This is a genomic window from Micromonospora sp. B006, from assembly GCF_003408515.1.
GTDB lineage: Bacteria > Actinomycetota > Actinomycetes > Mycobacteriales > Micromonosporaceae > Micromonospora > Micromonospora echinospora_A.
The window spans coordinates 2258586-2281414 of record NZ_CP030865.1 but is presented as its reverse complement, the minus strand read 5'-3'; the positions used below and the strand labels follow the sequence as shown (position 1 = coordinate 2281414).

General features: G+C 74.2%; 21 protein-coding genes. 8 read left to right on the top strand and 13 right to left on the bottom strand.

Features of this window, described 5'->3' with window-relative positions:
- Positions 1–5 precede the first annotated feature (5 nt).
- Positions 6–1601, bottom strand: coding sequence for an apolipoprotein N-acyltransferase (gene lnt / locus MicB006_RS10870; protein WP_225980800.1), 1596 nt, complete (start codon positions 1599–1601; stop codon positions 6–8).
- Between the two features lie 138 nt (positions 1602–1739).
- On the opposite strand from lnt, the gene MicB006_RS10865 reads away from it, so the two are divergent.
- The 3 genes from MicB006_RS10865 to MicB006_RS10855 all read left to right on the top strand — a co-directional run bounded on the left by MicB006_RS10865 (position 1740) and on the right by MicB006_RS10855 (position 6666).
- Complete coding sequence (locus tag MicB006_RS10865) at positions 1740–4850, top strand: BTAD domain-containing putative transcriptional regulator (protein ID WP_116505689.1); 3111 nt, start codon at positions 1740–1742, stop codon at positions 4848–4850.
- 68 nt (positions 4851–4918) lie between these two features.
- Positions 4919–5887, top strand: a complete 969-nt coding sequence (locus MicB006_RS10860; protein WP_116511339.1) for an ATP-binding cassette domain-containing protein — start codon at positions 4919–4921, stop codon at positions 5885–5887.
- Complete coding sequence (locus MicB006_RS10855) at positions 5884–6666, top strand: ABC transporter permease (protein WP_116505688.1); 783 nt, start codon at positions 5884–5886, stop codon at positions 6664–6666. The genes MicB006_RS10860 and MicB006_RS10855 overlap by 4 nt, the downstream gene beginning before the upstream one ends.
- 414 nt (positions 6667–7080) lie before the next feature.
- Here MicB006_RS10855 and MicB006_RS10850 read toward each other — a convergent pair whose 3' ends face one another.
- The 6 genes from MicB006_RS10850 to MicB006_RS10825 are packed head-to-tail and all read right to left on the bottom strand — an operon-like array spanning position 7081 to position 13802.
- Positions 7081–8415, bottom strand: coding sequence for a glutamate mutase L (locus MicB006_RS10850; RefSeq protein WP_116505686.1), 1335 nt, complete (start codon positions 8413–8415; stop codon positions 7081–7083).
- Positions 8416–8467: 52 nt separating this feature from the next.
- Positions 8468–8860, bottom strand: a complete 393-nt coding sequence (locus MicB006_RS10845; protein ID WP_116505685.1) for a hotdog domain-containing protein — start codon at positions 8858–8860, stop codon at positions 8468–8470.
- Entirely contained in the window at positions 8857–9612 is a 756-nt protein-coding gene (locus tag MicB006_RS10840) for an OAM dimerization domain-containing protein (protein ID WP_043324123.1), read from the bottom strand. Before MicB006_RS10840 ends, MicB006_RS10845 begins: the two co-directional genes overlap by 4 nt.
- Positions 9609–11168, bottom strand: a complete 1560-nt coding sequence (locus tag MicB006_RS10835; protein ID WP_116505683.1) for a lysine 5,6-aminomutase subunit alpha — start codon at positions 11166–11168, stop codon at positions 9609–9611. Before MicB006_RS10835 ends, MicB006_RS10840 begins: the two co-directional genes overlap by 4 nt.
- Entirely contained in the window at positions 11165–12736 is a 1572-nt protein-coding gene (locus MicB006_RS10830; RefSeq protein ID WP_116505681.1) for an amidohydrolase, read from the bottom strand. The genes MicB006_RS10835 and MicB006_RS10830 overlap by 4 nt, the downstream gene beginning before the upstream one ends.
- Positions 12737–12740: 4 nt before the next feature.
- Entirely contained in the window at positions 12741–13802 is a 1062-nt protein-coding gene (locus tag MicB006_RS10825; protein ID WP_116505679.1) for a zinc-binding alcohol dehydrogenase, read from the bottom strand.
- Positions 13803–13945: 143 nt separating this feature from the next.
- On the opposite strand from MicB006_RS10825, the gene MicB006_RS10820 reads away from it, so the two are divergent.
- Complete coding sequence (locus tag MicB006_RS10820) at positions 13946–15352, top strand: KamA family radical SAM protein (RefSeq protein WP_116505677.1); 1407 nt, start codon at positions 13946–13948, stop codon at positions 15350–15352.
- Positions 15353–15411: 59 nt separating this feature from the next.
- Here the strand turns inward: MicB006_RS10820 and MicB006_RS10815 are convergent, their stop codons facing one another.
- Positions 15412–15606, bottom strand: a complete 195-nt coding sequence (locus tag MicB006_RS10815) for a CsbD family protein (RefSeq protein ID WP_073829538.1) — start codon at positions 15604–15606, stop codon at positions 15412–15414.
- A 161-nt stretch (positions 15607–15767) separates the two neighbouring features.
- Here MicB006_RS10815 and MicB006_RS10810 point away from each other — a divergent pair, with 161 nt between their 5' ends.
- Positions 15768–16379, top strand: coding sequence for a histidine phosphatase family protein (locus tag MicB006_RS10810; protein WP_116505675.1), 612 nt, complete (start codon positions 15768–15770; stop codon positions 16377–16379).
- On the opposite strand, the gene MicB006_RS10805 is transcribed toward MicB006_RS10810, so the two are convergent.
- The 5 genes from MicB006_RS10805 to MicB006_RS10785 are packed head-to-tail and all read right to left on the bottom strand — an operon-like array spanning position 16312 to position 19693.
- A complete protein-coding gene (locus MicB006_RS10805; protein ID WP_030502406.1) occupies positions 16312–16815 on the bottom strand; it encodes an Lrp/AsnC family transcriptional regulator in 504 nt (167 codons plus the stop codon). The genes MicB006_RS10810 and MicB006_RS10805 overlap by 68 nt on opposite strands.
- Positions 16816–16874: 59 nt before the next feature.
- Positions 16875–17090, bottom strand: coding sequence for a DUF433 domain-containing protein (locus tag MicB006_RS10800; RefSeq protein ID WP_030502405.1), 216 nt, complete (start codon positions 17088–17090; stop codon positions 16875–16877).
- A 9-nt stretch (positions 17091–17099) separates the two neighbouring features.
- Entirely contained in the window at positions 17100–18242 is a 1143-nt protein-coding gene (locus tag MicB006_RS10795; protein ID WP_116505673.1) for an acyl-CoA dehydrogenase family protein, read from the bottom strand.
- Positions 18239–19348, bottom strand: a complete 1110-nt coding sequence (locus MicB006_RS10790; RefSeq protein ID WP_116505671.1) for a Xaa-Pro peptidase family protein — start codon at positions 19346–19348, stop codon at positions 18239–18241. Before MicB006_RS10790 ends, MicB006_RS10795 begins: the two co-directional genes overlap by 4 nt.
- 9 nt (positions 19349–19357) lie before the next feature.
- On the bottom strand, positions 19358–19693 hold the full coding sequence (locus tag MicB006_RS10785) for a hypothetical protein (RefSeq protein ID WP_225980695.1): 336 nt from the start codon (positions 19691–19693) through the stop codon (positions 19358–19360).
- A 92-nt stretch (positions 19694–19785) separates the two neighbouring features.
- Here MicB006_RS10785 and MicB006_RS10780 point away from each other — a divergent pair, with 92 nt between their 5' ends.
- From MicB006_RS10780 to MicB006_RS10770, 3 genes are all read left to right on the top strand, one after another.
- Positions 19786–20166, top strand: coding sequence for a YccF domain-containing protein (locus tag MicB006_RS10780; RefSeq protein ID WP_073829995.1), 381 nt, complete (start codon positions 19786–19788; stop codon positions 20164–20166).
- 620 nt (positions 20167–20786) lie between these two features.
- The gene (locus tag MicB006_RS10775) at positions 20787–21509 is read left to right on the top strand and encodes an FkbM family methyltransferase (protein ID WP_192900282.1); all 723 of its coding nucleotides are present in this window, start codon (positions 20787–20789) and stop codon (positions 21507–21509) included.
- Between the two features lie 228 nt (positions 21510–21737).
- Positions 21738–22808, top strand: a complete 1071-nt coding sequence (locus MicB006_RS10770; RefSeq protein ID WP_116505669.1) for a LacI family DNA-binding transcriptional regulator — start codon at positions 21738–21740, stop codon at positions 22806–22808.
- The last annotated feature ends 21 nt before the right edge of the window (positions 22809–22829 follow it).

Below are 22829 nucleotides of genomic sequence, written 5' to 3'. Positions count from 1 at the left end.
TCGGCTCAGCCGGGAGCGACCTCCCGGCGGCGGCGCAGCACGGCCGCGCCGGCCAGGGCCGCGACCGCCAGCGCCGTGAGCGCCACCTCCGGCCACACCCCGGCCGTCGTCGCCGGGGTACGCCCGTTGCCGAGTTCCATCTGCCGCACCACCACCGCGGCGGTGTTGAACCCGGTCGCACCGTCTACCCGCCCGTCCGGGGAAACGAACCCGGACACTCCGACCGTGGAGGCCATCAACGCGGCCCGGCCGTGCTCCACCGCCCGCAACCGCACCATGGCCAGCTGCTGGCGGGCCTCGGCCACGTCGAACGTGGCGTTGTTTGTCTGCACCACCAGCAGCTGCGCGCCGCCGGTCACGGTGTCCCGGACGATCCCGTCGTAGGCGACCTCGAAGCAGATCACGTCGCCGAGGACCGCCGCGCCGGCGTCCACCACGCCGGGCCGGTCACCGGGGACGAAGTCGGAGCTGACCCGGTCGACCTGCGAGCTGACCATGCGGGCGACGGAACGCAGCGGCACGTACTCGGCGAACGGCACCGGATGCCGCTTGACGTACGTCTGGTCCAGGTCGACGCCCGTGCCGGGCCGCCACAGCAGCCCCACGTTGCGCACCTGCCCCGGTTCCGGGCCGGCGAGCACCGCGCCGACCAGGATCGGCGCGCCGATCGCGTCGGCGGCCTGGGCGATCCGCTCGCCCGCGCCCGGGTTGCGCAGCGGGTCGATGTCGCTGGAGTTCTCCGGCCACACCACCAGGTCGGGGCGGGGCTGCCCGCCCTCGGTGACCCGTTCGGCCAGCTCCAGCGTGGCGTCGACGTGGTTGTTCAGCACCGCCTGCCGCTGCGCGTTGAAGTCCAGCCCGAGGCGCGGCACGTTGCCCTGCACGATCGCGACGGTGACGGTGCCGCCCGCGCCGCGTACCTCGGCCGGCACTGCCGGTCCGGCGGCGAGCAGCGCGACCAGCGCGGCGGTGAGCCCGGCCACCGGACGCCACTGCCCGGGCGCGCGACGCCAGTCCCGCCAGGCCACGGCGACCAGGATCCCGCCGGCGACCGCGACCGCGAACGTGACGAGCGGCGCGCCGCCGAGCGCGGCCAGCCGCAGCAGCGGCGACGTGTCCTGGCTGAACGCCAGCCGCCCCCAGGGGAACCCGCCGAACGGGGTCCGGTCGCGCAGCGCCTCCTGCGCCACCCACAGCACGCCGGTGAGCAGCGGCCACGCCGCCCGGTTCCGGTCGGCCAGCGGCGACACCCAGGCGGTGGCGGCGCCCAGCAGCGCCAGGTAGGCGGCCTGCAGCAGCGACAGCAGCGCCCACGGCAGGTAGCCGGTGTGCAGGTTCGTCCATTCCAGCAGCGGCGCGAACAGCGCCACCCCGGTGAGGAAACCCAGCCCGGCGCCGGCGCGCAACCGCCGCCGGTGCGCGGCGGCGGCCAGCAACGCCACCCCGACCGGCGCCAGCGGCCACATCCCGTACGGCGGGAACGCCAGCAGCAGCGCCACCCCGGCCAGCACGGCGGCCGGCACGGCCAGCGTCAGCGGCAGCGGCCGCGCGCCGCCGTCCCCGCGTGCCCCGTCGGTGGCACGCGGCTGTTCCCGGTCCAGCGTCGTCACCGGCACCTCACCACGATCACGGGCCGAAGGCTACCCGCCCGCGCCGGCGCCGGGCCGAACCGGTGTGGGGCGCGCCACCGGCGGGGTGGGGCGTGCCGCCGCGCGCCCCGGCAGGCGACAATCGGGCCCATGCGGTTCGGTGTGCTCGGCGCGACGCAGGCGTACGCGGCCGACGGCAGCGCGCTTCCCGTCGCCGGTGACCGGCTGCGCGCCCTGCTGGTGCTGCTGCTGCTCGACGCCGACCGCACCGTGCCGCCGCGGCGGCTCATCGACGGCGTCTACGGCGACCGGCCCCCCGAGCAGGCCGCGAACGCCCTACAGTCGCAGGTGTCACGGCTGCGGCGGCTGCTGCCCGGCGCGCACATCGAGTTCGGCCCGGCCGGTTACCGACTGGCCGTCGACCCGCAGCGGGTGGATGTGCACCGGTTCACCCGGCTGGCCTCAGCGGGACGGGCGGCGCTCGCCGACGGCGATCCGCGCGGCGCGGCGGCGCTGCTGCGCGAAGCGCTCGACCTGTGGCGCGGCGAACCCCTCGCGGACGTCACCGGGGCGCCGTTCGCCGACGCCGAAGCGGCCCGGCTGCGCCAGCTGCGCCTGGCGGCGATCGAGGACCGCGTGGCGGCGGACCTGGCGCTCGCGCCACCCGGCGCGCCGCTGATCGCCGAGCTGCGGGCCCTGGTGGCGGCGCATCCGCTGCGGGAGCGGCTGCACGGTCTGCTGATGCGCGCCCTGCACGGCGCGGGCAGCCGCGCCGAGGCCCTCGCCGCGTACGCCGACGCCCGCCGGGTGCTGGCCGAGGAACTGGGCGCCGACCCGTCCGCGGAGCTGGTCGCGTTGCACGCCACGCTGCTGCGCGACGACCCCGCGCCACCGGCGCGCCTGCCCTCCCCGCTGACCAGCTTCGTCGGCCGGGAACGGGAGCTGCGGCGCGTCGAGGAGCTGCTCGCCTCGGCGCGGCTGGTGACGCTGCACGGGCCGGGCGGCGCCGGCAAGACCCGGCTGGCCACCACCGCGGCGGCCCGGCACGACGGGGCGGTGTGCCTGGTGGAGCTGGCCGCGGTGACGCCCGGCTCGCCGGTCGCGCCGGCGGTGCTGACCGCGCTGGACCTGCGCGACGCCGGGCTGCGGGCCCCCGACGGGCCCCGCGACCTCACCGACCGGCTGGTGGCGGCGCTGGCCGGCCGGCGCCTGCTGCTGGTGCTCGACAACTGCGAGCACGTCATCGACGACGCGGCCCGGCTGACCGCCCGGCTGCTCGCCGCCGCCCCCGGACTGCGGGTGCTGGCCACCAGCCGGGAGCCGCTGGGCCTCACCGGTGAGGCGCTGTGCCCGGTCGGCGGCCTGGCCGTCCCGGACGCGCCGGGCACACCGGAGACGGCAGCCGCGTACCCGGCGGTGCGGCTGTTCGCCGACCGGGCCGCCGACGTGGCGCCCGGGTTCGCCCTCGACGCCGACACCACCCCGGCGGTGCTGCGGATCTGCCGCACCCTCGACGGGCTGCCGCTGGCCCTGGAACTGGCGGCGGCGCGGCTGCGGGCCCTGCCGGTTTCGCAGGTCGCGGCCCGGCTGGACGACCGGTTCCGGTTGCTGCGCCGCGGCGACCGCACCGCCGCGCCCCGCCACCGCACGCTGGAGGCGGTCGTCGGGTGGAGCTGGGACCTGCTCGACGCCCCGGAGCGGCTGCTCGCCGCCCGGATGAGCGTGTTCGCCGGCGCCGCCGACCTGGCCGCCGTGCAGGCGGTGTGCGCGCCGGACGCCGGTGACGTCCTGGACGTGCTCACCGGTCTGGTGGACAAGTCGCTGGTGGAAGCGACCGGCGGGCGCTACCGGATGCTGGAGACGATCCGCGAGTTCACCGCCGCCCGGCTGGCCGAGCACGGCGAGACCGGGCGGATGGGGGACGCGCACGCCGCGTACTTCCTGGATCTGGCACAGGCCGGCGACGCGGGCCTGCGCGGCGGCGGCCAGGAGCGGTGGCTGCGCCGCCTCGACGCCGCCCGCGACGACCTGCACGCGGCGCTGCGGCACGCGGACACCGCGACCGGGTTGCGGCTGGTCGCGGCGCTGGCGTTCTACTGGTGGCTGCGGGGCCTGCGCGGGGAGGGCGCGGCGTTGGCTCGGCGGCTGGTCGACCGGCTCGACGGCCCGCCCGACGGTCTGGCCGAGGAGTACGCGCTGGCCTTGCTGATCGCCACGCTGGCCGGTGGCGGCGAGCGCGGCGAGGTCGATGCCGCGTCGCGGATCCTGTGGACCATGGCCCGGCCGCCCCGGCATCCGTTCCTGCTCTACCTGTCCGGCATGGCCAGCGGCCCCCCGTCGCCGCAGGACGCGGCGGCGTTGCACGAGCAGGCCGTCCGGGACCGGCTGCTCGGCACCGACCCGTGGAGCCGGGCGCTGGGCCTGCTGGGCACCGCGATGGTCAGTCTGCTCCACAACCGGCACACCCAGGCCCGCGCGGAGCTGGACGGTGCGCTGGCCGGTTTCCGGGCCCTCGACGATCGCTGGGGCATGATCGTCACGCTGTCCACCCACGCCGAGGCCGCCTACCGCACCGGTGACGTCGCGTCGGCGGCAGCGCCGATGGCGGAGGCCCTGGAGCTGGCCGAGCAGCTCGGCTCCACCCTGGACCTGGCGGAACTGCTGCGGACCCGCGCCGACGGGCGGCTCGCCGCCGGTGACCTGACCGGCGCGGCCGAGGACTTCGGGCGGGTGCGGCGCATCGCCGGGCCGGCCGGCGCGCCGGAGCTGGTCGCCGCCGCGTACCTGGGGCTCGGCGAGATCGCCCGCCGCGACGGCGACCCGCAGCGGGCGCGGGCGTTGTGCGAACGGGCGGTCGCGCACTGCCCGTCGGGCTGGTTCGGCGCCGATGTGGTGCGGCTCGCGGCGCTGGTGACGCTCGGGCAGCTCGCCGAGGCCACCGGGGACCCGGCTGCGGCTCGCGCCCACTACCGGCAGGTCCTCACCGCCGGCGTCGGCGTGTGGGACGTGCCGGTGGTGGCCGCGGCGGCCGACGGGCTGGCCGGGCCGCTGCTGCGCGACGGCGACCCCGAGTCGGCGGCGCGGCTGCTGGGCGCGGCGGCGGCGCTGCTGGCCGGCACCGGCGCGGCCGACGCCCCGGCCGGCACACCCACCGCCGTCACGCTGCGGGAACACCTGGGTGAGGCGGCGTTCGCCACCGCGTACGCCCGGGGCGCGAACCTGCCCCGGCAGCGGGCGCTGGCGCTTGTCGACGGGCGCTGACCGGCGCGGCACGGCCCGGTGCGCGCGCGGTACGCGACCGGTCAGCGCGACCGGTGACGCTGACCGGCATGAGCGACGACACGACGGCCGTGCTGGCCGACGGGATACGAAAACGGTACGGCCGCACCACCGCCCTGGACGGCTTCGACCTGGCCGTGCCGGCCGGCACCGTGTACGGGGTGCTCGGCCCCAACGGCGCCGGCAAGACCACTGCGGTGCGGATCCTCACCACGCTGCTGCGTTTCGACGCCGGCCGGGCCCGGGTGGCCGGGTACGACGTCGCCACCGACCCGGACCGGGTCCGCGCCGCGATCAGCCTGACCGGCCAGTACGCGGCGGTCGACGAGGTGCTCAGCGGCCGGCAGAACCTGGTGCTGTTCGGCCGGCTGCGCCAACTGTCCGCGCGCCGGGCCCGCGACCGCGCCGAGGAGCTGCTGGACCGGTTCGGGTTGACCGAGGCCGCGGACCGGTCGGCGGGCGGCTACTCCGGTGGGATGCGCCGCCGCCTGGACCTGGCGGCCAGCCTGGTGGTGCCGCCGCGGGTGCTGTTCCTCGACGAGCCGACCACCGGCCTGGACCCGCGCAGCCGCAACGGTCTGTGGTCGGCGGTGCGGGAACTGGTCGCCGACGGCACCACGGTGCTGATGACCACCCAGTACCTGCAGGAGGCCGACCACCTCGCCGACCGGGTGTGCGTCATCGACGCCGGCCGGGTGGTCGCCGAGGGCACGCCGGAGCGGCTGAAGGCCCGTATCGGCGCGGACCGGCTGGAGCTGGTGGTCCGCGACGCGGCGGACCTGCCGGCCGCGGCCGCCGTGGTGGAACGCGCCACCGGCACGGCGGTGACGGTGGACGCCGAGCTGCGCCGCGTCGACGCGCCGGTGACCGACCGGATCGCCGTGCTCATGACCGTGCTGCGGGCCCTGGAGGACGCCGGGGTGGCGGTGGAGGACGTGCTGGTGCGCCGGCCGACGCTGGACGAGGCGTTCCTGCGCCTCACCGGCGCCGACCCGCAGCGGGTGGGGGCGGCGTCGTGAGGGCGCTCGCCGACGGGTGGCTGATGGCCGGGCGGAACATGCGCCACGTCGTCCGCGCCCCGGAGGAGATCATCATCTACTTCAGCCTGCCGATCATGTTCGTGCTGGTGTTCGGCTACGTGTTCGGCAGCGGCATGGCCGTGCCGGGCGGCGGCAACTACCGGGAGTTCCTGCTGCCCGGGGTGTTCGTGATGACGATGCTCTACGGCCTCGGCGCGACCGCGTCGGCGATCGCGGCGGACGCCGGCCGGGGCGTGGTGGACCGGTTCCGGTCGCTGCCGATGGCCCGCTCGGCGCTGCTGTCCGGCCGCGCCGGCGCCGACCTGGTACGGGCCTGCCTGGAGATGACCACGCTGGTGGTGTGCGGGCTGCTGGTGGGCTGGCAGTGGCGCGACGGCGTCGGCCCGGCCCTGACGGCGGTGGCGCTGATCCTGCTGCTGCGCGTCGCGATGACCTGGGTGGGCATCCTGTTCGGGCTGCTGGTGCCGAACCCGGACACGGTGGCGGTGGTGGTGTTCCCGCTGGCGTTCCCGCTGACCGCCCTGTCCAACGTGTTCGTGGCGCCGGAGCTGATGCCGGCCTGGCTGGGCGCGATCGCCGCGTGGAACCCGCTGTCGGCGACGGTGGCGGCGGCCCGGGACCTGTTCGGCAACCCGGGCCTGGGCGGCGACTCGTGGCCGGCCCGGCACGCGCTGGAACTGGCGGTCGCCTGGCCGCTGGCGCTGATCGCGGTGGCCGCCCCGGCGGCGGTGCGCCGCTACCGGCGACTGGGCCGCTGACGGGGGTATCGGGGGGATGAAATCGGGGCGCGGCCGAAGCCGCGCCCCGATGCTCCCAGGCCCTTCCCGGCCGGTGGGGCGAAGACGATCGGCGCCGACCTTCGGACCGACCCGACGTGGACTGGCTGCCCCCGCCTGGCCGTTGTCTACTGGCCGTGCCTCTCACCTTGCCCGTACACCGGTAACCGCGGCCGGTTCGCGCCGCCCCGCCGACCCCCGCCCGCTGGACCTGGCCGCCGCAACCTTCCGGTCGCTCGGCCAGCGGACGAAGGGACGAAGCGAACAACAGCCGCTTCCCGTGGTAGGACTCAAAGACGGTACGGCGTGGACCCCCGCCGCTGTCAACCCACCCGGGCCTGTCGTGTGTTGCGACACGGCGTGTCGCGTCGGCGCGTCTCGATTCCTGAGCGCGGTTCAGGCGCCGAGGTGGTGCCGCAGCATCGCCGCCGCCGCACCCGGATGGTCGGCGGCGAGCAGCCCCGCGGCGGCCAGCACGTAGTCCACGTCGACGACCGGGCGGGCCGCCCGCGGCAACGCCCACCCGCCCGCGTGGTCGGTGAGCACCGCGTCGAGCACCGCCGCCGCGTCGCCCGGGTCGGCGTGCCGCAGCACCCCACCGGAGCCGACGAGCAGCTTCACCTCCCGCAGGTCCCGCCCGGCCCGCTCCCCCGTCGCCGCCCCACGCGCATGCCGCCGCAGCGCCACAGTCGCGGCGAGGGCCGCGATGCGCCGGTCCGCGGCCCGGTCGGCGTCACCGGCGGGCAGGAACCCCGGGTCGGCGGCCCGTACCGCCGCCGCGGCCGCCAGCTCCGCCTCGCCGGCCGCATCGAGCAGCCGTTCCTCGACCGCGGCGCGCACCACGCCCGGCGCGCTCCACCGCATGCCCAGGTCCCCTTCGACGGTACGGGCCCGCCAGAGCGTCCCGGCGACCTCCTGACTCGGGCCGCTGTCCCGCTCGTCGGGCGTGAGCACCGAGTACACGTCGGTGGTGGCGCCACCCACGTCCACCACGGCCAGGTCACCGCCGAGGGTGCCGGCGAGCACCTCCACACCGGTGAGCACCGCGTCCGGGGTGGCGGCGCGGACCAGCCGCGCGAACCGGGTACCCCGGGACAGTTTCTTGCCGCCGATGACGTGCCGCAGGAACACGTCCCGGATCGCAGCCCGCGCCGAGGAGGGTTCCAGCACCCCGATGCGGGGCAGCACGTTGCCCGCCACCGTCACCGGCACCCCCGCGCCCGCCAGCAGCGCGTGCAGCTCGTCGCGTACGTCGGCGTTGCCGGCGAGGACCACCGGCACCCGCAAGCGGGCCTTCGCCAGCCGCGTCGCGTTGTGCGTCACCGTCTCGGCGTCGCCGCCGTCGGTGCCGCCCACGAGCAGCACCACGTCCGGGCGGGCCGCCCGCAACGCCGACACGTCCGCGCCGGACAGGCGTCCCGCCGCCACGTGCACCACGTTCGCGCCCGCCGACAGACCGACCCGCCGGCCCGCCTGAGCGGTGACGAGGGGCTCGTAACCCACCACCGCGAGGCGCAGCCCACCCCCGGCCGACGAGCACACGTACCAGGGCGCCTCAGCGGCCCCGGCCGATGCGAGGGCCGCGCCGGCCGCGGCGTCCAGGCCGTGCAGCACATCCGTGCCCACAGTGGTGGGCGCGGACGCCGCCGCGACCAGGCGGCCGCCGTCGAGGTCCACCACCGCCGCCTTCGTGTACGTCGACCCGACGTCCGCGCAGACGACGACGCTCACGCCCGGCCGCCCTTCGTTCGCGGGGCTCGCGACACCGGCTCGCTCCTCGCGCTCACGCCGACGGCGGGACGACCACCGTGCCGGTCGCGGTGACCGCCACGATCGGCTCGTCGAGCACCTCGGCGGCCGACTCCCCCTTGTCCGGGCGGCCCCGGCACACCACGGTGGCGGCGAAGTCGATCGTGCGGCTGCGCGTGCCCACCCGGGTCACCGTCGCCGTCACCTCCAGCACGTCACCGGCCTTCATCGGCGCCCGGAACTGCACATCGGCGTACGACGCGAACAACCCCTCGTCGCCGTCGGTGCGGATGCACACCTCCGTCGCCACGTCCCCGAACAACCCCAGCGCGTACGCCCCGTCGACCAGGTTCCCCGCGTAGTGGGCGTGGGAGTACGGCACGTACCGGCGGTGGGTGACTGTCAGACCGACACGCGGATCGCTCATGCGACGTTCGCCTTCCTGGAAGTGATCAAAGCGTGGACGAGGTAACTGGCGACCTCGCCCGGAGTGGTGCCACGGCCGAAGATCCGGTCCACGCCCAGCTCGCCGGTCATCGTCTCGTCGAACCGCGGCCCGCCGACGATCAGCAGCGGCCGCCGCCCGGCCGGCATCGCCTCCCGGAACGCCGCCGACATCTCCCGCGTGTTGTGCAGATGCGCGTCGCGCTGCGTCACCACCTGCGACACCAGCACCGCGTCGGCGCGTTCCCGCCGGGCCGCCTCGACCAGCTCCGGCACGCTCACCTGCGCGCCGAGGTTCGTGACCTTCAGCTCCCGGTAGTACTCCAGGCCCTTCTCCCCGGCGATGCCCTTGACGTTGAGGATCGCGTCGATGCCGACGGTGTGCGCGTCCGTGCCGATGCACGCGCCCACCACCGACAGCTTGCGGCGCAGCCGCCGCTTCACCACCGCGTTGACCTCCTTGGCCGACAGCAGCGGATAGTCGCGCTCCACCACCTGCACCTTCGCCAGGTCCACCAGGTGGTTCACCCGCCCGTACACCACGAAGAACGTGAACCCGTCACCGATCGGCTTGGCGTGCACCAGCATCGCCGGGTCCATGCCCATCTTGTTGGCAAGCTGCACCGCCGCGCCCTCGGCCCGCTTGTCATGCGGCACCGGCAACGTGAACGACACCTGCACCATGCCGTCACCGGTGGTGTCCCCGTACGGCCGCACGACGGTCTTCTCGCTCACAGGGTCTGCTCCAGGATCTCCGTGGCCGGGTTGTAGTAGTCCGCCTCGTGCCGCGCCACCCCGTCCAGACCCTTCCCACGGTCCGCCGGCCGCTTCATGATCCCGAACGTGCCCTCGGCGATCGCCGTCAGCAACGACTGGTCCCCGATACGCTCCAACAGGTCCACCGCCTCACCCAGCACCCGGTGCGCCCGCTCCTGGATGAACCCGCCCGGCGCCGGCACGAAGTCCTCGTGCAACCCGCCCGCCGCGCCCAGCACGTACCGCACGTTCTGCAACGCGATGTCCCGGTCCGACAACCACGGCGTCACCACCGCCTCGGTCATCATCCCGACCAGCAGAATCCCCTGCCCGGTCATCGTGCCCACCAGGTTGAAGAACCCGTCGAGCAGATTGCCCCGGAACACGTCACCGGTCATGTGCTTCGTCGGCGGCATCCACTTCAACGGCGCGTCCGGGAACAACTCCCGCGCCAGCAACGCGTGCGCCAGCTCCAACCGCAACGACTCCGGCACATCCGGGTTGATCTCGAACGCGTGCCCCAGCCCCAACTGCCAGTCCGCCAGCCCCGCCTCGTGCGCGAAGAACTCGTTCAGCAACTGCGACACCGTCACCGTGTGCGCCTCGTCCACCGCATCCGCGGTGGTCAGGTAGTTGTCCTCACCGGTGTTGATGATGATCCCCGCCCGCGCGTGCACCTGCCGCGAGAACCGCTGGTCCACGAACGTCCGGATCGGGTTGATGTCGCGGAACAGAATCCCGTACATCGAGTCGTTGAGCATCATGTCCAGCCGCTCCAGGCCGGCCAGCGTCGCCATCTCCGGCATGCACAGACCCGACGCGTAGTTCGTCAACCGCACGTACCGGCCCAGCTCCTTCGACGACTCGTCCAACGCCGCCCGCATCAGCCGGAAGTTCTCCTGCGTCGCGTACGTGCCCGCGAACCCCTCCCGGGTAGCCCCCTCCGGCACGTAGTCCAGCAGCGACTGCCCCGTCGACCGGATCACCGCGATCACATCAGCGCCGGCCCGCGCCGCCGCCTGCGCCTGCGGAATGTCCTCGTAGATGTCACCCGTCGCCACGATCAGGTAGATCCACGGCCGCCGCGCCGGATCCCCGAACCGCTTCACCAGGCGGTCCCGCTCCGCGCGCCGCCGGTCGATGCTGCGGATCCCCGCCGCCACCGCCTTACGCGACGCCCGCCGTGCCGCCGTCGCCGCCTTCCCCGACGGCTGCCCGAACCGCACCGACCCCGCCGCCGCCTTCTGCGCCAGCAACGTCACATCGGCGATGCCCTCCCGCGCCAGCGCGTCGAACACCGGCGCCGCCACCCCGTGCCCCAGGCCCACGTCCGCCACCACCGCGTCCACGAGCCGGTTCACCCACGGAATGCCGTCCGGGTCCGCGCCGGTCACCCCGGCCAGCCGCAGCACCGCCCGCTCCACCGACACCGTCGTGTGGCTACGCGCCAGATCCACCACCGGCTGCCCGGCCCGGCGCGCCAACTCCCGCGCCCGCGCCACCAACGCCGGATCCAGCCCAAGCTTGCCTGTCACGAAGACCCTTCCTGATAGATCACGTCACCGCGCAACACAGTGGCCCGGCACACCGGCAGCGGCGTCGGATCGTCCGCGCCCCGCAACTCCGGATCCTCGGCCTGCACCACCGGCAGCCCCCGCTCCACGCCCGCCGGGGTGTCCCACACCGCGAACGTCGCCGGCGCCCCCAACGCCAGCACACCCTCGTTGTCCAGGTGCACCGCCCGCCAGCCGCCGCGCGTGTGCGCCGCGAACGCCGCCCGCACACTCATCCGCTGCGCCGGATTGTGATGCGCCGCCGCCGCCCGCACCGAACCCCACGGATCAAGCGGCGTCACCGGCGAATCCGACCCGAACGCCAACGCCACCCCGACCCCGTGCATCGCGCCCATCGGATTCGACTCCAGCGACCGCGCCAACCCCAGCCGCGACTCGTACATCCGGCCCGCGCCGCCCCACAACCTGTCGAACGCCGGCTGCATCGACGCCACGATCCCGTACTCCACGAACCCGGCGATCAACGCCTTGCTCATGATCTCCGCGTGCTCCACCCGGTGCCGAGCCGCCCGCAACCGGTCCACACCCAGCGACCGCGCCGCCAGCCCGAACCCCGCAAGCACCGTCCCGATCGCCGCGTCCCCGATCGCGTGGAACCCGCCCTGCAACCCGTGCGCCGCGCAGTCCAGCAGATGGTCACGCACCTGCTCCGCCGACACGTACCCGTGCCCGCAGGCCCCCGCCTCACCGTCCAGGTACGCCGCCGACACGTGCGCCGTCCGCGACCCCAGCGCCCCGTCCGCGAACAGGTCACCAACCGCGCCCACCGCGCCCAGCTCCCGCGCCTTCGCCGCGCCCAGCAGCTCACCCCAGTACCCGTACACCTCCGGCACCCCGGCCCCCGAGATCGCCAGCAGCCCGGTGAAGTCCTCCTCGTCGGAGATGTCCGGACCACCGCACTCGTGCACCGCCGCGACACCCAGCGACGCCGCGTGTTCCAGGGCCCGCCGCTGCGCCGCCACCCGCTGCGCCCGCGTCACCGACGCGAACGCCGCCGCCCGCACCACATGGTGCGCGTCACGCCGCAACCACCCCGACGCCTCGTACCCGGCCGCCGACACCACCTCCGGGCACGCCGCCAGCAACGCCGCCGACACCAGCGCCGAATGGATCGACGCCTGCGACAGATACACCCGCCGCCCACCGGCCGCCCGGTCCAGCGCCGCCGCGTCCGGCAACGAGGGGTCCGCCCAGGCCGACTCGTCCCAGCCGTGCCCCAGCACGACCGCGTCACCCGGCAGGCCCGCCGCGAACGCCGACACCGCCTCCAGCAGCTCACCCGCCGACCGCACCGCCGACAGATCCAGCCCCGACAACGCCAACCCGGTATCCGTCGCGTGCACGTGCGCGTCCACGAACGCCGGCGTCACCAGCGCACCGCCCAGCTCCACCACCCGGTCCGCCCGCGGCGCGTCCGCGTCCGTGCCCAGCCAGGCGATCCGCCCGTCGCGCACCAGCAGCGCGGTCGCGCTCGGGTCGGCCGGACAGTGCAGCACTCCGCCGCGATACAGCGTCGAGGGGTTCGTCATGGTCTCAGTCTGCCGCCAGACGGGCCTCGAACAGACCGCGCACCCCCGGCTCGGTCCGCAACAGGTCCAGCGCCAGCGCCGCGTGCCCCGGCACGTACCCGTTGCCCACCAGCATCGTCACGTCCGCCGCCAGGCCCTCCGCGCCCAGCGCCGCCGCCGCGAAGCTCGTCGCCATCGAGAAGAAGATCACCGTACCGCCGTCCGCCGTGGCCAGCACCGCGCCGTGCTCACACCCCGGCACGTCCACGCACACCACAGTCACGTCCGCCGGCACACCCAGCGCCGTCGTCACCGCCGTCGACAGCCCCACCGGATCCCGCGCGTCCGCGAGCGCCACCACGTCGGCCAGCCCGGCCGCCGCCAGCGCGTCCCGCTCCGCGGCCACCGGCACCACCCCGACGGTACGAGCGGCGCCCGCCCGCCGCGCCGCCGCGAGCGACAACGACCCGCTCTTGCCGGCCCCACCGATCACCGCCACCGACACCGGACGCGGATCACCGTCCCGCGAGCGCCGCGCCACCTGCTCGGCCACCACCCGCGCCGTCAACGCCGGCGCCCCGCACACGTCCAGCACGGCGAGGGACAACTCGGGGTGCAGGTCCGCCGGCAGCACCGCCGCGATCGACCGGGCGAACAGGATCGCGTGCCCGTCGCACGGCACCTGCTCGCTGCGCCCGTCCCAGCGGGCCAGCCCGTCGGTGATAGTCAGGGGCGTCAGCGTCAGCGACACGAGCGTCGCAACCCGGTCGCCCGCTCGCAGCCCCAGCGGCGAGCGGCGCCCCGCCTCCTCCACCGTGCCGATCAGCATGCCGCCGGAACCGGTCACCGGGTTCTGCATCTTCCCCCGGGTCGACACGATCTCCAGCACCTCGGCGCGAACCTTGTCCCCGTCGCCGCCGTGCTTCTCCGCCAGCTGCCGGAAGCTCGCCGCGTCCAGGTTCAGCCGCTCGACCCGGATCCGCACCTCGTTCGCCGCGATCCGCGGGTCCGGGTCCAGCCGCCAGGCCGCCTGCGGGAGCACCCCCGCCGGCTCCACGACTCGGTGCAGGCCCACCGGTGACGTCACGCCGACCCCCTATGTCCAGCCGCCCGAACCCCCGGCCAGGGGTCGCGTCGCGGGAAAACTTACGGCAGACTAATTTCTTCACCGCAGATTTTCCAGTAGCCTACGCATCCGTTGATCAACCCGCATGCTGACGAGGAGGGGCCGTGACCCAGACCCAACCGGTGGAGACCATCCCGACGCCCCGCCCCGCGCCGGCCGCCGTCCCGGCCGCCGGACAGCCCTACGAATACCGCCGCGCGCCCCTCGTCGAACCCGACTGGACCCGCTTCCCCGGCTGGCGCCACGTCACCCGCGACCAGTGGGAAAGCGCCCAGTGGCAGCGGGTCAACTGCGTCAAGAACATCAAGCAGCTGCGCGCCGTCCTCGGCGACACCGTCGACGAGACCTTCTACGCCGACCTGGAGGCCGACCAGAAGGCGCTGGCCACCATGTCCATGCTGGTGCCGCCGCAGATGATCAACACCATGGTGCCGCATGAGCCGATGAGCACCGAGGCGCTGCTCGCCGACCCGATCCGCCGCTACATGATCCCGGTCGCCTCCGACCGCCGCACCGACTGGCCCTCCCACCCGTACGCCAGCCGCGACAGCCTTCACGAACACGACATGTGGGTCGCCGAGGGCCTCACCCACCGCTACCCCACCAAGGTCCTCGCCGAGCTGCTCTCCACCTGCCCGCAGTACTGCGGCCACTGCACCCGCATGGACCTGGTCGGCAACTCCACCCCCGCTGTCGACAAGCTCAAGCTCACCCTCAAGCCCGTCGACCGCTACGACGCCCACATCACCTACCTCAAGGCCCACCCCGGCGTACGCGACGTGGTCGTCTCCGGCGGCGACGTCGCCAACGTGCCGTGGCGCAACCTCGAGTCGTACTTGATGCGCCTGCTGGAGATCGAGACGATCCGCGACATCCGGCTCGCCACCAAGGCGCTCATGGGCCTGCCCCAGCACTGGCTCCAGCCCGACGTCGTCGAGGGCCTGGAACGGGTCGCCCGCACCGCCGCCCGCCGCGGCGTCAACCTGGCCATCCACACCCACGTCAACCACGCCCAGTCGCTGACCCCGCTGGTCGCCAAGGCCGCCCAGACCGCGCTCGACGTCGGCGTACGCGACGTGCGCAACCAGGGCGTGCTCATGCGCGGCGTCAACGCCACCAACGCCGACCTGCTCGACCTGTGCTTCGCGCTGCAGGGCGAAGCGGGCATCCTGCCGTACTACTTCTACATGTGCGACATGATCCCCAACGCCGAGCACTGGCGCGTCCCGGTCTGGCACGCCCAGCAGCTCCAGCACGACATCATGGGCTACCTGCCCGGCTACGCCACCCCGCGGATCGTCTGCGACGTCCCGTTCGTCGGCAAGCGCTGGGTGCACATGCTCACCGACTACGACCGTGAGCGCGGCATCTCCTACTGGACCAAGAACTACCGCACCTCGATCGAGTCGGCCGACCTGGAGGTGCTGAACAAGCGCTACGCCTACTACGACCCGATCGACACGCTGCCCGAGGCCGGCCAGGCCTGGTGGCTCGCGCACCGCGACGACTGACCCCGCACAGCCGAACGGCGGGCCACCTCTGCGATGGAGGTGGCCCGCCGTTCGCGTACTCACTTGTTGAAGGCGTCCTTGACGTCGCGGCCCGCCTGCTTGGCGTGCTCCCCGGCCTGCCGGGCGCGCGCCGTGCTCTGCTCGGAGGCGCCCTCGGCCCGCAACCGCTCGTTGTCGGTCACGTCGCCGATCCGCTCCTTGGCCATACCGCTCATTTCCTGGGCTTTGTTCTTCGCCTTGTCGGTGAAGCTCATGTCGCCCTCCCTCGTCCGGCTACGCCTTGCCCTTGTCGCGTCCCCGGTGCCTGTCGGGTCAAACGCCGTTGACCGGCGCACATCGCGTAAGGCGTCCTAGGATAATAGGTTGAAGACTCGGTGCCCGGGCCGACGCGGCTTCACCGTGGTTGACTGGGCCGGTGAACGAGATCCTGCTGATCCGGCACGGCGAGACCACCTGGAGCGCCGCCCACCGGCACACCTCGTACACCGACCTGGAGCTGACCCCCGACGGCGAGCGGCAGGCGAGGGCGCTGGCTCCCCTGCTCGCCGGCCGGCGCTTCGCCCGGGTGCTGTCCAGCCCCCGGCAGCGCGCCACCAGCACCGCCGCCCTGGCCGGGCTCACCGTGGACGCGATCGAGCCGGACCTGGCCGAGTGGGACTACGGCGAGTACGAGGGACGCACCAGCGCGGACATCCAGGCCGAGCGGCCCGGCTGGTCGATCTGGACCGACGGCGGCGCCGGCGGTGAGTCACCGGAGCAGGTGGGTGCCCGCCTGGACCGCGTGCTGGACCGGGTCGCGCCGCTGCTGGAGCAGGGCGACGTCGCGCTCGTCGGGCACGGACACAGCCTGCGGGTGCTCGGGGCGCGCTGGATCGGGCTGCCGCCCTCGGCCGGCGGGCTGCTGCGCCTGGACACCGCCACGCTCAGCGTGCTCGGTCACGAGCACGGCCGGCGGGTGATCAGGCGGTGGAACCTGCCGGCTCCGCCGACGGGCGGGGACGCCCCCGACCGGTCAGCTCGCCATTGATCTTCGGCGGCCGGTTCTCGTACGGCGTCGACAGCACCACAGTGGTGCGCGTGGTGACGTTCGCGGAGGTGCGGATCTCCTGCAGCACCCGCTCCAGGTCGGCCGGACCCGCCACCCGCACCAGCAGGAGGTAGAAGTCCTCCCCCGCCACCGAGTAGCACGAGTCGATCTCGGGCAGGTGCGCCAGTCGCTCGGGCGCGTCGTCCGGCTGCGACGGGTCGAACGGCCGGATCGCCACGAACGCGGTCAGCGGCAGGTCCAGCGCCTCGAACGACACCCGCGCGGCGTACCCCTTGATCACCCCGCGCTGCTCCAGCCGGCGGACCCGCTGGTGCACGGCCGACACCGACAGGCCCACCCGCTCGGCCAGGTCCGTGTACGACAGCCGACCGTCCCCGGTCAGCGCGGCGACGATGGCACGGTCGATCTCCTCCACGCGGTGCACCCTAGCCGGAAAAGCGCTCCCACGCCGCACCCGGCCCGCCGGGGTGACGCTCAGCGCGCCGTCCGGTCGCGCACCGCGTCCGCGGCGTAGTTCAGCACCTCCGCCATGTCCTCCTCGTCCAGGAATGGCAGGTCGGTGAGGATGTCGGTGACGGACATGCCCTCGGCCATCATGGCCAGCAGGGTCGCCACGGGGATGCGCGACTGCCGTACGCAGGGCGCACCCCCCATGACGTCGGGGTCGGCGGTGATCCGGGGGAAGGTCACCGCGACAGGCTAGCCCTTGGCCAGCGCGCGCGAGATGACCAGCCGCTGGATCTGGTTGGTGCCCTCCACGATCTGCAGCACCTTCGCCTCGCGCATGTACCGCTCCACCGGATGGTCGGCGACGTAACCGGCGCCGCCGAGCACCTGCACCGCGTCGGTGGTCACCCGCATCGCCACGTCGGTGGCGAACAGCTTCGCCTTCGCCGCCTCGATCGAGTACGGGCGTCCGGCGTCACGCAGCCGCGCGGCGGCGAGCGTGAGCGCCCGCGCGGCGGAGATCTGGGTGGCGGCGTCGGCCAGGTTGAACCCGAGCCCCTGGAAGTCGATGATCGCGCGGCCGAACTGGCGGCGCTCCCGGGCGTAGCCGACCGCGTAGTCCAGCGCGCCCTGGGCCAGGCCCACCGCGCACGCGGCGATGCCCAGACGGCCGGAGTCCAGCGCCGACATGGCGATGGTGAAGCCCGCGCCCTCGCCGCCGATCAGCCGTTCCGCCGGCACCCGGGCGTCGTCGAACGCGATCTGCGCGATCGGCGAGGAGTGCAGGCCCATGGTGCGCTCGGCGGCCTGCGGGTGGATGCCCGGCGTGGCCCGGTCGGCCAGCAGGCAGGAGATGCCCTTCGGGCCGGGACCGCCGGTGCGGCAGAAGATGTTGTAGAAGTCGGCGACCTGGGCGTGCGTGATCCACGCCTTGGTCCCGGTGACCACGTAGTCGTCGCCATCGCGCACCGCGCGCGTGGTCAGGGCCGCCGCGTCCGAACCACCCTGCGGCTCGGAGAGACAGTACGCCCCGAGCAGCTCCCCGCCGATCATGTCCGGCAGCAGTTTGCGCTGCTCGTCGGTGCCGAACCGGGCCACCGGATAGCAGGACAGCGTGTGCACGCTGACCGCCTCGGCCACGGCGAGCCACCGGCTGGCGAGGATCTCCAGCACCTGCAGGTACACCTCGTACGGCTGGGCGGCGCCGCCGTGCTCCTCGGCGTACGGCAGGCCGAGCAGGCCGGACCGGCCCAGCGTGCGCAGGACCTCCCGGGGGAACTCGGCGCGGGCCTCGAAACCGGCGGCGGCCGGGGCCAGCTCCCGGTCGGCGAGTTCGGTGGCGAGGTCCAGCAGGTCGCGGGCCTCGTCGGTGGGCAGGATCCGGTCGACGTTCATAGCGCGATGAGCTCCGTGGGGGTGGTGTTGAGCCGTTGCCCGCCGTCCGTTGTGCAGACGACGATGTCCTCGATCCGGGCGCCGTGCCGCCCGGCGAGGTAGATCCCGGGTTCGACCGAGAAAGCCATGCCGGCCTCGAGCGGCCGGGCGTTGCCCGTCACCACGTACGGCTCCTCGTGGCCGTCGAGGCCGATGCCGTGCCCGGTGCGGTGCAGGAAGGCGTCGCCGAAACCGGCGGCGTTGATGACGTCGCGGGCGACCGCGTCGAGGGCCTCGGCGGTCACGCCCGGCGCGACGGCGGCCACCGCGGCGCGCTGCGCCTCCCACAGCACCGCGTAGTAGTCGGTGAACTCGGCGGGCGCCGGGCCACCGGCCACGTACGTGCGGGTGCAGTCGGAGCGGTAGCCCGACGGCATCGTGCCGCCGATGTCGACCACCACCGGCTCGCCGACGCCGATCGGGCGGTCCGAGACGCCGTGGTGCGGGCTCGCGCCGTTCGGGCCGGCGGCCACGATGACGAAGTCGACGGTGGTGTGCCCGGCGGCCCGGATCGCGGCGGCGAGGTCGGCGGCGACCTCCCGCTCGGTGCGGCCGGGACGCAGCCACTCGCCCATCCGCAGGTGCACGGCGTCGATCGCGGCGCCCGCCTCGGCCAGCGCCGCCACCTCGGCCGGCGACTTGCGGATCCGCATCTCGCGCAGCACGTCGGAGGCGAGCCGCTGGGCGGCGCCCGGCAGCACGTCGCGCAGCGCAAGGACCTGCTGCGCCCACATCCGGTCGGCCAGCCCCACCGCGCGGACCGGGCCGGGCAGCGCGGCACGTACCAGCGGCCACGGGTCGGCGCCGTCGGCATGGTCGACGATCCGGTACCCAGCGCCCGGCGCGGCCTCGGCGTCGGGCCGCTCCAGCACCGGCACGATCAGCGTCGGCTCGCCCTCGGCGGGCAGCACCAGGCAGGTCAGCCGCTCCCCCTCGCGGGCGTCGTAGCCGGTCAGGTAGCGCAGGTCCGAACCCGGGGTGAGCAGCAGCGCGTCCAGGCCCGCCGCGGCGGTGGCGCGCTGGGCGTCGGACAGCCGCCCGGCGGGGTACAGATCGTCGATTCCCACAGCCGAAGCTTAACGGTCGTTTGGGCCAGGATGGGAATCCGCTTGATGCTCGCACACACCCGGCATCCGGTCCGCCTCGACCTTCGTCATCCCGGACGCCTGCAACAGCTCCCCCACCACGATCAACAGCTGTAACGCCACGATCGTGCCGGAGAAGCCGAGGCCAGCGGCCCGGGCCCGGCCGGCCTGCTCGGCGGCCTCCCGCGCCCGGACCCGGGCGATGTCCGGCGCGCGGCCGGCCAGGAAGTCGCGGTGCAGCAGCGCCACGATGAAGTACCGGCGCAGCCGCTCGTACTCCTCCCGGAACTCCCGGCGCGCCGCCGGAGCGACAGGGGTCACAGGCACGACGGCTCGGGCTCGATCACGCCCTCCTCTACCCGGCGCTCGCGCCGGTATGCCCTCGACGACCGCTTGCGGACGCGAGCGACCATGGAGTGGTGATCCGCTTTCTGCTGAACCTGCTGTGGCTCGTCTTCGGTGGCGGCTTCGTCCTGGCCCTCGGCTACGGCGTTGCCGCCCTCATCTGCTTCGTCCTGGTCGTCACCATCCCCTTCGGCGTCGCCTCGCTGCGGCTCGCCTCGTACTCACTGTGGCCGTTCGGCCGCACCATCGTGCGCAAGCCGGGCGCCGGGCTTCCCTCCGGCCTGGCCAACGTGCTCTGGGTCGTGCTGGCCGGCTGGTGGCTCGCCCTGTCGCACATCCTCGCCGGGGTCGCGCTCTGCGTGACGATCATCGGCATCCCGTTCGGGGTGGCCAACTTCAAGCTGGTCCCGGCGGCGCTGTGGCCGCTCGGCCAGGAGGTCGTCGAGAACCCGTAACACCGCCCACCCCCGCAGACGCCGGGTCGAGGCCAGGCGAGTCTGCTGCGCCGGATAAGCCTGGGCGGACGCTGGGACAGCTCCCAGCCTCGTCGACGCCTGCCCGTCTGTCCGTCCCCTCCCCTCCCCTCCCCGTCCGTCGCCTCCGCGCCGTCCCCGGCGAGTGAAACGTCATGGGTGTCTACGCCCGCGTTTGACACCCATGACGTTCCACCCAGGTCGGCACCCTCCGGGCAGCGAGCGCAAGTCCTAATTAGCGGGATGCGCGTTCCGGCCACCGGGATCGCGCTAGATCTTGGTAGGAAGTGGCCCCTATGGGGGCCGTTTCGTACCAAGATCCGCCGGACCCGCCCGCGGCCCCTACCCGGCGCCACGCCGACTCCCCCGGGGCCACCGCGCACATCGTCGAGGGCCGGACGCTTCCCAATCTTCGTCCCGTCGTCGTTGACGGCTCGCCGTGAGATGCGAAGCGTGTGCGGCGGAGCGCACCATCTCTGAGCGTCCTAGGAGGATGGGGTGGCCGGTTCAAGGACGCGAACAGGGCTCGCGGCGCGGCCTCACTGGCTAGCGTCGAGGGGGTGCGCGACGGGGTGATCGAGACGCTGAAGGCAGACCCGGCGATGTCCGGCCTGCGCCGGTCGCTGGACTTCTACCACGGCGACCCGACGCGCGACGCCGCGCTCGACGCGTTCTACGCCCCGCTGGTCCGCGCCGGTGACCTGGTCTTCGACGTCGGCGCGCACGTGGGTGACCGGCTGGGCAGCTTCCGCCGTCTCGGCGCGACAGTGGTGGCCGTCGAGCCGCAGCCGTTGTGCGCGCGGGCGCTGCGCGAGATGTACGCGGGCGACGACGCGGTGACTGTGGTCGAGGCGGCCTGCGGGCGTACCGCCGGGCCGGTGCGGCTGCACGTGAACACGGCCAACCCGACGGTCTCCACCGCCTCCCCCGGGTTCGTCCGCGCCGCCGACGGCGCACCCGGCTGGGAGGGTCAGACGTGGGACGCCCGGATCGAGGTGCCCGGCACCACGCTCGACGCGCTGATGGCCGCGTACGGCGTGCCGGCGTTCGTGAAGATCGACGTGGAGGGCTTCGAGGACGCCGTGCTCGCCGGGCTGAGCCGGCCGGTCCCGGCGTTGTCGTTCGAGTTCACCACCATCGCCCGGGTGGCGGCGGCGCGCTGCCTGGACCGGCTCACCGTGCTCGGCTTCACCCGCTTCACTGTGGCGATCGGTGACGAGACGACGTTCGCGCTGCCGGGCTGGCGTCCGGCCGCCGAGGTAGCCGCGTACCTGGGGACGGTGCCGGACGAAGCCAACTCCGGCGACGTGTACGCCCGCCCCTGAACCTCCACTTCGGACTCACGACGGACGGGCCGGAGGGCATCGACCCTGCTCATCGCGGTGATCGGCGCAGGCGCAGCCCGGGCGCTTTTTTCACGACTCGAACTTAGCTATACATCGTTACCCATCTGTGATTGACGTGACCGGCGCCACTTGGGTTGACTGCCACGGAACCGCTTCCGCAACCGGTTCCGAAACATTCCGCTCATCCCTTCGACCTGGGAGCGTCACGTGCCGATCACGATCGCCGACGTCGCCGCCCGCGCCGGGGTGAGCAAGACGACGGTGTCGCGCGTGCTGAACGGCAAGGGCGAGGTGCACGTCCGCACCGCCGACCGGGTCCGCGCGGTGATCAGCGACCTCGGGTACGTGCCGAGCGCCCGCGCGGTCGGGCTGGCCCGGGGGCGTACCCGGGTGGTCGGGATGCTGGTCCCGGCGCTGACCTGGCCCTGGATGGGCGAGGTGCTCCAGGGCGCGGCCGACGTGGTCGAGGCCGCCGGCTACGGCATGCTGCTGTTCACCTGCACCCACGGCGACGAGTCGATGCGCCGCTTCTCCTCCCAGGTCTCGGCCAAGTCCTTCGACGGCCTGCTCGTGGTCGAACCAGAGGGGACGCTCGACTACATCACCGAGCTGCACCGGCGCGGCCTGCCGGTCATCCTCATCGACGACCGCGGCCACCAGCCCGGTTTCCCGTCGGTGCGCACCACGAACGAGGCCCGGGCGCGGGCCGCCGCGACGCACCTGCTGGCGCTCGGCCGGCGGCGACCGCTCGTCGTCACCGGCCTGCGCCGCTTCGGCTGCACCCGGGAACGACTCGCCGGGTTCGCCGGCGCCTACGCCGAGGCCGGCCTGGAGATCGAGCCGGAACGCGTGGTGGAGGGCGACTTCACGTTCGAGTGCGGGCGCGCGGCGGTGCGGCGGCTGCTCGCCGACGGCGTACCCTTCGACGCCGTCTTCGCCCACAACGACCTGTCGGCCGCCGGGGCGTTGCAGGCGCTGCGCGACGCCGGGCGGCGCGTCCCGCAGGACGTGGCGGTGGTCGGCTTCGACGACCTGCCGCTGGCCGGGCACACCCACCCGCCGCTGAGCTCCGTGCGCCAGCCCTTGCGGGAGATGGGTACGGCCGCAGCCCGGCTGCTCATCGCCCACCTCGCCGGCACCCCGCTGCCGGACACCCCGACCGTCATCCCCACCGGCTTCACCGCCCGCGACTCGACGGGCGCGGGCGAGCACACGAGCGACCCGACCGAACAGGACCCGACAGGCGCGCGGGAGCCGACGGGCGCCCGCGTCACCTGACCCCACCCCGCCGTACCCGGC

Excerpts from the sequence above, each read along its gene's own strand:
- MicB006_RS10865 (WP_116505689.1), top strand. The coding sequence starts at position 1,740 with ATGCGGTTCGGTGTGCTCGGCGCGACGCAGGCGTACGCGGCCGACGGC.
- MicB006_RS10860 (WP_116511339.1), top strand. The coding sequence starts at position 4,919 with ATGAGCGACGACACGACGGCCGTGCTGGCCGACGGGATACGAAAACGG.
- MicB006_RS10845 (WP_116505685.1), bottom strand. The coding sequence starts at position 8,860 with ATGAGCGATCCGCGTGTCGGTCTGACAGTCACCCACCGCCGGTACGTG.
- MicB006_RS10830 (WP_116505681.1), bottom strand. The coding sequence starts at position 12,736 with ATGACGAACCCCTCGACGCTGTATCGCGGCGGAGTGCTGCACTGTCCG.
- MicB006_RS10815 (WP_073829538.1), bottom strand. The coding sequence starts at position 15,606 with ATGAGCTTCACCGACAAGGCGAAGAACAAAGCCCAGGAAATGAGCGGT.
- MicB006_RS10795 (WP_116505673.1), bottom strand. The coding sequence starts at position 18,242 with ATGAACGTCGACCGGATCCTGCCCACCGACGAGGCCCGCGACCTGCTG.
- MicB006_RS10775 (WP_192900282.1), top strand. The coding sequence starts at position 20,787 with ATGTCCGGCCTGCGCCGGTCGCTGGACTTCTACCACGGCGACCCGACG.